Annotated in this window: 6 protein-coding genes; 4 read left to right on the top strand and 2 right to left on the bottom strand. The window is 47.1% G+C overall.

Annotated elements, in window-relative coordinates; all coding sequences use genetic code 11:
• The first annotated feature begins 110 nt into the window (after positions 1-110).
• The 3 genes from KDK14_RS19505 (at position 111) to KDK14_RS19495 (ending at position 2,369) form a co-directional block, all read left to right on the top strand.
• A complete protein-coding gene (locus KDK14_RS19505) occupies positions 111-665 on the top strand; it encodes a hypothetical protein (protein ID WP_257266880.1) in 555 nt (184 codons plus the stop codon).
• A gap of 90 nt (positions 666-755) precedes the next feature.
• Positions 756-1,340 carry a carboxymuconolactone decarboxylase family protein gene (locus KDK14_RS19500; protein ID WP_257266879.1) on the top strand — a complete coding sequence of 195 codons (585 nt, stop codon included), beginning with the start codon at positions 756-758 and terminating at the stop codon, positions 1,338-1,340.
• Positions 1,341-1,463: 123 nt separating this feature from the next.
• Complete coding sequence (locus KDK14_RS19495) at positions 1,464-2,369, top strand: sulfurtransferase (RefSeq protein WP_257266878.1); 906 nt, start codon at positions 1,464-1,466, stop codon at positions 2,367-2,369.
• Positions 2,370-2,422: 53 nt separating this feature from the next.
• Here the strand turns inward: KDK14_RS19495 and KDK14_RS19490 are convergent, their stop codons facing one another.
• Together KDK14_RS19490 and KDK14_RS19485 are read right to left on the bottom strand one after the other, a co-directional pair.
• The gene (locus KDK14_RS19490) at positions 2,423-4,342 is read right to left on the bottom strand and encodes an ankyrin repeat domain-containing protein (protein WP_257266877.1); all 1,920 of its coding nucleotides are present in this window, start codon (positions 4,340-4,342) and stop codon (positions 2,423-2,425) included.
• A gap of 466 nt (positions 4,343-4,808) precedes the next feature.
• The gene (locus KDK14_RS19485; RefSeq protein WP_257266876.1) at positions 4,809-5,630 is read right to left on the bottom strand and encodes a M48 family metallopeptidase; all 822 of its coding nucleotides are present in this window, start codon (positions 5,628-5,630) and stop codon (positions 4,809-4,811) included.
• Positions 5,631-6,168: 538 nt separating this feature from the next.
• On the opposite strand from KDK14_RS19485, the gene KDK14_RS19480 reads away from it, so the two are divergent.
• Positions 6,169-7,191, top strand: coding sequence for a hypothetical protein (locus KDK14_RS19480; protein ID WP_257266874.1), 1,023 nt, complete (start codon positions 6,169-6,171; stop codon positions 7,189-7,191).
• Positions 7,192-7,773: the final 582 nt, after the last annotated feature.

Genomic DNA, 7,773 nt, shown 5'->3' with positions numbered 1-7,773 from the left:
GTTTAAATTAGCCTTGATTGGAACGATCGTAAGGCCGATTCTATCGCCCTGATATCTGGGTTGATGCCCTGAGTAGTAAAAATAGCTGCGCCATTGACAGAGTCAGTCACTTGCTGATTTCGTTTGCCTCGGAAATATCGCACAATTTGTATTATTTGCGCGGTCGCTCTCCCACCCACGACCGCCTCGAGCGATTTGAACAGACGGTTCAGCAAATGCTGCAAGATGGTATTTCCAGTATTGATGATATTGATGCGTTTGCATTTATGTTGGTCACCAAGCCCCACACCTGGCGCAATCATAAAAGTAATGTTATGCAACTGATGGTCAGCAGGGCGTTACAAGGCCACGACCTGTCTCCACTGTTTGCCCGGTGGCAGGGCGATCCAGACAGCCTCGAACAAATCACAAAATCCGTAGAAAAAGAAATCATCCATGACACCGTCACCGCCATGCATTATCTTGACGACATACACGGTTACCTCATGCAATACAGCGACAAACGCGCCGGGTGCCGCGAAAGCAACCAAATAATGAACGCAGAATATTTTGATCCAGTCACCCGGCAACTGAAAACACCAATCCTTGCCCATGACATCACAACCAGGCCCACGCATGAGGAGACAAGAACAGCTCTTTGGGCCTACTTCAATTGCACGTTCTGACCGGGATGAGAATTTAGCCTGCCACCGCATTGTGGATATCCGTCTTTCCTGCCATCATCGATTGATGGCACCGCAAGTTGGGAATTAACCATGCACGTACCGGATAAACCCCTGCGTTCTTACCCCTGGTGGCTAAAGCCTTTCTTCTGGAGTCAGAAGCGTCGTTATGGCAAAGTCCTTAAGCCAGGTTTGTTATGGGCAAGAGTTCCCCGGTTATTCGCCGCTGTAGCCGCACTCTATGGCGTTCTGGATCGAAAAAAATCCCCCCTGTCACCGCAGTTGCGCTCGCTGGTTACCGTCAGAGTGTCCCAGATTAACTGGTGCGCCTTCTGTGTTGACATCAATGCCATGACCCTGGCAAAACGAACGGGCAGTATGGATAAGGTAGAAGCACTGGATAACTGGCAACACTCTGACCTTTTCAATGCGCAGGAGCGTATTGCCCTGGAATATACTGAAGCTGTTACCTACAGCGACCGACAGGTAACCCCTGAGCTGATAAAGCAACTGAAAGAGCATTTCAATAATGACGCTGTTATTGAACTGACCGGCCTGATCGCTTTTCAGAACATGTCCAGTAAATTCAACGCTGCCCTGGATGTCCCTGCAGAAGGTTTCTGCAAAATTCCGCAAAAACCGGCGTCTTCTGAAAGTTCAGGTGGACACAGGGGCTGAAGCCATCGGGCTTCGGCACGAAAGGGTACGTTTGTCTGCCTGTTAATAACTATTCAAACCATTTCCCTGTACTACTCTTTCTCCTGAAATCCGTTTATTTCCGTGAACCGCGGGCTATTTCTAATGAACAAGGCAGTACTATCCGCTCAATACGTCAAGAGAGGTATCTTGTTCCTCCTGCTACTGATTATGCCCATCAAACTGGTATATGCAGTACCAGAGGATTATTTTATCAGTGCAGAAACGTTGGCCGGCAATTTTGCCAATTACCTGCTGATTGATGCCCGGGAACACGCCCGGTATCTCAAGGGGCATATCCCGGGGGCACGCTCAGTTCAATGGCAATCACTCTCTGACATGCATGGAAAAGTCGGCAGCGAGACTTGGGCAACCTTACTTGACAATAAGGAGCTGGAATACCAGATACAGAAGCTTGGCCTGGCCCCAACAGATAATATTGTCGTTTATGCTGATGCTCACCGAGGATCAGGAGAAGAGGGCCGCATAGCCTGGAGCTTGCACGTGGCAGGATTAAAAAATGCTCGTATTCTGAATGGAGGGTATACCCACTGGCAAGAAAAAGGACTGCAAACCACCATCATCCCAACCTTCTTCAATACCAGAAGTGATTATGAAATAACCCAACGGGATACTTCATCCACCATTCATACCAAAGCCCTATACAGGGACTACTCAAAGTTTCGTGTTATCGACGCACGATCACCGGAAGAGTTCCGTGGCGAAATAAACCGTGGTGAACAGCGTAAAGGGCATCTGCCCGGGGCGGTTAACGTACCATTTCAGCAACTGCTTGGCGCCAGTGGTACCTTAAAATCATTTGATGATATCCGTAAAATGTTATCTGACCTGGATATTCAAAAAAACAGCCCGATTGTCGTCTACTGTACAGACGGTGTCCGGTCCGCATATGTGGTGATGGTGCTTAAAGCGTCTGGCTATATCAATGTCAGGAATTATACGCCCTCATTTTATCATTGGGCTGCGTTACCCCATACCCCGATTGAATGACAACTGCAAACATGTACCTTGATCCAATATGGTTGCCGGATAACATGATGGGATCACTGAACAGTTATTTTTTTAGATACCGAAGGTTCCGGAGTTGCTTGTGGCTGAGCATTCCAAGTCTTCAGAAGGGCGATGATTTCTGAGTAGGTTTTGATCCAGTAGGGTGATTTATGGGGTTTTCGCTCGGCGAGGGAGGAAGCTACCTTATGTTTAACGACGGCAGCAGCTCGCTTCCAAAGGACGCAAGCATTAATAGCGCGAGCGCTTTTTAGATCTGATTCTGCAAGTTCAAGTGGTGTCTCTCCGGTCTGGTTTTTGTGATTGATGGAAGCGCCTCTGTCAAGCAAATGCCGGACTGCTGTCAAGTGACCTTTATGAACTGCATAATGGAGGGGAGTCATACCACTGAGATTTATCTTGGCCAGAGCGACAGCGCCACTGTGGGAACTTTGCACGTTGCCCCCGGTAGCCTGACAATCCTTGACCACCGCACCTGAGGCGGTATCGACGCTTCTGCCAGTGGTGGCGTCAACGAAAGCACCATGGTCAATCAGTTGATCAATAATCTCTGGCTTACCCGATTTAGCCGCAAGATGCAGAGGTGTTTCTCCCCCGTTGTTTTTGGCATTAACGTCAGCCTTACAGGCAAGCAGCACCTTAATAGCGTCTTGCGCCGAGCTTGTGACTGCATAGTGCAGGTGCGTCTCGCCTCGTTGGTCTCGGGCATTGATGTCTGCACCTCGGTTGGTCATGGCCTGGATTTTGTCTGTTTGTCCCTCCTTGACCACCTCGTCAAAGGCTGAATTTTCGGAACCCGGATAAGGAATTTTATTAATGTCAACATCCTGTGTGTTGGCTCGCAGTTGGTCGAATAAATCCCAGTCACTGAGTTTAATCAGTGCACCGAGTAACCCTGCACGCAAATTGTCACAGGGCGCCCGGACGCGACAGATGCCACTGGCTAACGATCTGATTATGGGTGCAGTCAGATGATTGTTTCTGTTCGCCCAGCACCATAGGGTCTCGCCCCTGTTAATGAGAACATTGGTCGCTGCACCAGCACTCAGCAGGAGATCAACGGTCTCAGCCTGACCTTTGCCAATGGCCGTGTGAAGGGGGGTCTCTCCGAATATGGTCGAGGGATTTTGCCTGCCATCCTGTCCAGCAGATTGATCGAACTCCACCATGGTATTCCTTTTTTTAAGGAGTTCCTCCGCTGGCACCAATGACCATTGGGCATTGATATCAGCGCCCCCCTTAAGCAGAAGCGAAATAACACCATGTTGCCCATATGCCACCGCATAATGGAGGGGGGTACACATGCCAAAAACATTGATATCAGCGTCTTTGTCAAGCAAAACCTCAATGACATTGAGAAAGCCTTTTGCAACGGCAACGTGCAGGGGGGGGCCATCAGGGCTGGGGTGATTAATGTCAGCGCCGCTGTCAATAAGGGCTAGCATGGCTGCTTCATGGCCATTGAGCATCGCAAGATGGAGGGGCGACAGGGCACCCCTGGCTGTTGTTGTCAGGGCATTAACATTGGCGCCATGCTTGACCAGACGCTTGATAATCGCTTCATTGCCATTGCTTGCCGCGCAGTGCAGGGCAGTTAACCCGACTTCGTTGCTGGCAGCAACATTTGCATCAAGTTCAAGCAGATCATTGACAATATCAGACTGGCCTTTTGCAGCTGCCATGTGCAGTGGCAACTCCTCAGGGTTTAAATAACAGGTAACTTTCCGTTTGCACGTTGGACAACCCCTATGGGGATGGCTTGAGTCTTTAAGCCAAGTATCAATGCATGCTTCGTGATAGATATGGGTACAGGGGAACAAGGCTACACCGCGATCGAGACTGCCAAAGCAGATATTGCATTGTATGGCCTCTGTATCTTCTGGTTCAGAGCCCAAAGGTGCTGAAGGTAGCATCGGGTTGCTATTAAGAAGGTCATTGAATGGAGGGGTATTCATAACTAAATATCCTTTTGTTACAAACGCTGGTGAATGGCTCATACGTCAAGCAAAATTAAGTAGCTGGCCAAATGTTTTCTGGCCAAGTGAGCAGTTACCATGCAAGGCGCATAGCCGTAGTTATGTGGCCGCACTTGCCACACCGCAAGTGGCTGATCACCTGATCAGAAAATATAATTTCATTCAGTTAACTATTTAGATTGGTCAATCAGCTGATAGTTCAACTCCCCTGCAAAAAAAACGGGTCTACCGATGCTTGATATGAGTTTTAGTGCAGTCTATTCTCGGACAGCTTCCTGGTTCAATTTCCCTGTTGAAAAAGCTGAGAGTCTGTTCGTCCATTCGCCGGAACAGACGCAAATAGACGTCGACCTCATGGTATACCAAAGAAAAACGCTATAGCCGTGGATAGAAAGCCAGTGAATACGTTTTGTATCGGGCCTGCCAATCCTGTGGCAACTGTGAATTAATTGGTTTTGCCAATCGCCTGCCGGTAGAGATGATCCACTTTCCTGATATTGGCATTCAACCCGTGAATACGGGTATCGTGGGACGGGTGTGTACTCATAAATTCCGGCACACTGCCATCACTTTGCGCTGACATCTTTTGCCACAGGCTGACCGCAGCCTTTGGGTTGTATCCAGCCCTGGCCATCAGCTCCAGACCGATAAGGTCAGCCTCGGCCTCATGGGTACGACTATTAGGCAGGGTAAGCGCATAATTCACTACGGTACTGCCAACACTCATTACCGCAGGACTGATGCCCAGAAGAATCCCCAGGGTATCCTGTCCCAACTGCACAGCATACGCCCGGGACATTGCCTCTCGCCCATGTTCTCTGAGGGCATGAGCCATTTCGTGCCCCATAATGGCGGCGATTTCATCGTCAGTCAGCTTCAAAGTGTCAATAATACCGGTATAAAACATAATCTTGCCCCCTGGCATGCAGTAGGCATTGAGCTGTTTATCCGACATCAGGTTCACTTCCCACTGCCAGTTTTGGGCATCCTGCCTGAACACACCAACATGGGACACAAGACGGCTCGCAATCCTCCGCAGACGTTTCACGTCTGCGGGCTTGCGGTTCAACACTTGTTGTTTTTGGGCCTTATTCAGAGCTTCCTGATAAGCCTCGGCAGACATAATATTCACCTGACTTTCAGAGAGCAAAGCGAACATTTTCTGCTCACGCTGAACACCAATAGTCCCCGAGTTGGTCGTGGATACCGTCTGACACCCTACCAAAAAAATACCCAGGCTAACGCCCAGAGTTTTTAACAGATTCATCCCCACTCATCTCCATTATCGGTTGCATGACATGCTTTATGGTCATTGCCTGACTGCATCAGGGGTTTTCGTGAATCATGGTTCTGGCAACCATGGGCCAGGAGGCTGTCCGAGAATAGACATAAAAAAATCATTACCCTTTCATACAATTCCAGACTACTTTTATCACAGCTTGCTGAAAAGACGCATGGGTAACCATCTCGATTATGAGATATTTACCGCAACCGGTCGTATAGCATCGCCTAATCGGGCCGAGCAGGTACCATAAGACTAAAGCGAACGCACAAAGGACTCCGCTCGAGTGTTTATTCATTTGGTCTTTTGTAGATCTATCGTCGTGCAGGCTGGATGTTAGTGAAGCAGCCCCACTGTTCTCCCGGCAACGAGAGAAGCAGAAACGTTCCTGGATCAATCCAGGAACCCTCGCGAGCGGTGAGGTGAGGTTGAGGAGTGTCATGACCTTTACGCCAAACACTGGTTGAACACAGTCTATTTCAGTCTTTTTACTACGCCATGCTTGAGATTTTAAGGGTTTAAAATGTATAGCATTTTTGATATCACCCAATCCCCATTGTTTCCTGATCTATTTCCTCAATCATTTCAAGATGAAGAGGGAGCATCAACCTCTGCGGTAGCCAACGAAGAAAAGGGAGCATCAACCTCTGCGGTAACCAACATTGTCCCAACAAGATATATCCAGCAAGCACAAACTGAAAACCCTTTTCTTCATGTCTACAATGACCATGCTGGATGTATGGCATTTAAGAAAATAACACCTTCAACAACTAATGCTGAGAAACACTGTTTACCAACAGAGCAAATCAAAGGAGTTAAACAGTGTAAAAATTATGCAGATTATAAAAGAAAAAGAGAACTATCCAGGCTCTATAAAGAAATCAAAGGTGTTATTAATAGTACAATGCCCTTAAACCCCGTCAAAACTAGAAAAGAATCATTATTAACCTGTATTTGGCTTGCAAAACAAAGCACCGATCCTGGACTCACCTGCCTCATCCAAATAAATCCAGAGAGATTAAAGTGCACACCAAAGGCCAATCAGGATGTAAGAAAATTAGTAAATAACCATTATGGACAAGCTTATCGGCGGCTAAATCGACAGCTACTTCTTGCTTTGAAAAAATCTCTCCCGGGAATACCCGATGGGGTGGTTAGTCAGCGTGGCATACTTAGTTATTCGTTATCGTTTATCAAGGGTCTCCCGGCTATGAAAAAATTCAAAAACCAGTCAGCCCAACACCTTCAGTCTGGAGAGACAACAGATGGAATAAAAGAAGCAACCCAAAATGTTATCCACTCAAAGATGCCTCATAGTGAAATTGCACTTGGCAATAAAATAACTACTTTAAAATCATCACAAGCCTTTAAAGAACACTCAGGCATCAATAATCAGGCTAACCCCGTACTGATAGAGGTAGTCAGACAAATTCCAGAAGAAACAAGTACCATTCTGAATCCTTCTCCTCAATCAACCTGGTCGGGTAAATTTGTTACAAAGATTCTCACAGGCCATGAAACAGCGGACAGCCTGGAAAACGACTGATTTTCTTGCCTGGACAACCGATGAATGATTTAAAACCCGGGAAGTTACGACCGAAACTCAGCCGTTTCAACCTGCAAGGCAACCGCCAACTCAGCCAGAAATATTCGATTCCATTTGGCCAGCTACTTATGAGTAAATTTGTGCCATGACGTTCTTTATGGTTACAAATTTTTTACAAAAAATAAAAAGTCAGTAAAAAAAACTGGGGCCAGCAGCGGCGTTACTCGTAAGGTGGAATTGGTTTAATTAGCTACCCCACTTAAAAGGCATAAAAAAAATGATTCAACATTACCCTTGCATACAATTCCAGACTAGACTGATTAGCATTGTTTAAAATACGCATGTTTAACCTAATTGATAGTGAGACCTCCATCATAATACGCATAGGTAGCTGGCCAAATGGAATCGAATATTTCTGGCTACTTGGGCTTATACTATGTAAGGCTCAACGGAGGGAGCATAGCCGAAGCTATTTCTCGAAGTTCTAACGAAGCAGAGATTCGGCACAAGGAGCCAGAGATATATGGTTAGGAGTGGTCTAAAAATAACTTTCCCATTTTAAACTCAGTGTTCCTGATGATT

Origin of the sequence: Endozoicomonas sp. ONNA2 (assembly GCF_024606365.1) — a bacterium.
Lineage (GTDB): Bacteria > Pseudomonadota > Gammaproteobacteria > Pseudomonadales > Endozoicomonadaceae > Endozoicomonas.
The sequence above is the reverse complement of the archived record's forward strand: the minus strand, read 5'-3'. Positions and strand labels throughout refer to the sequence as shown.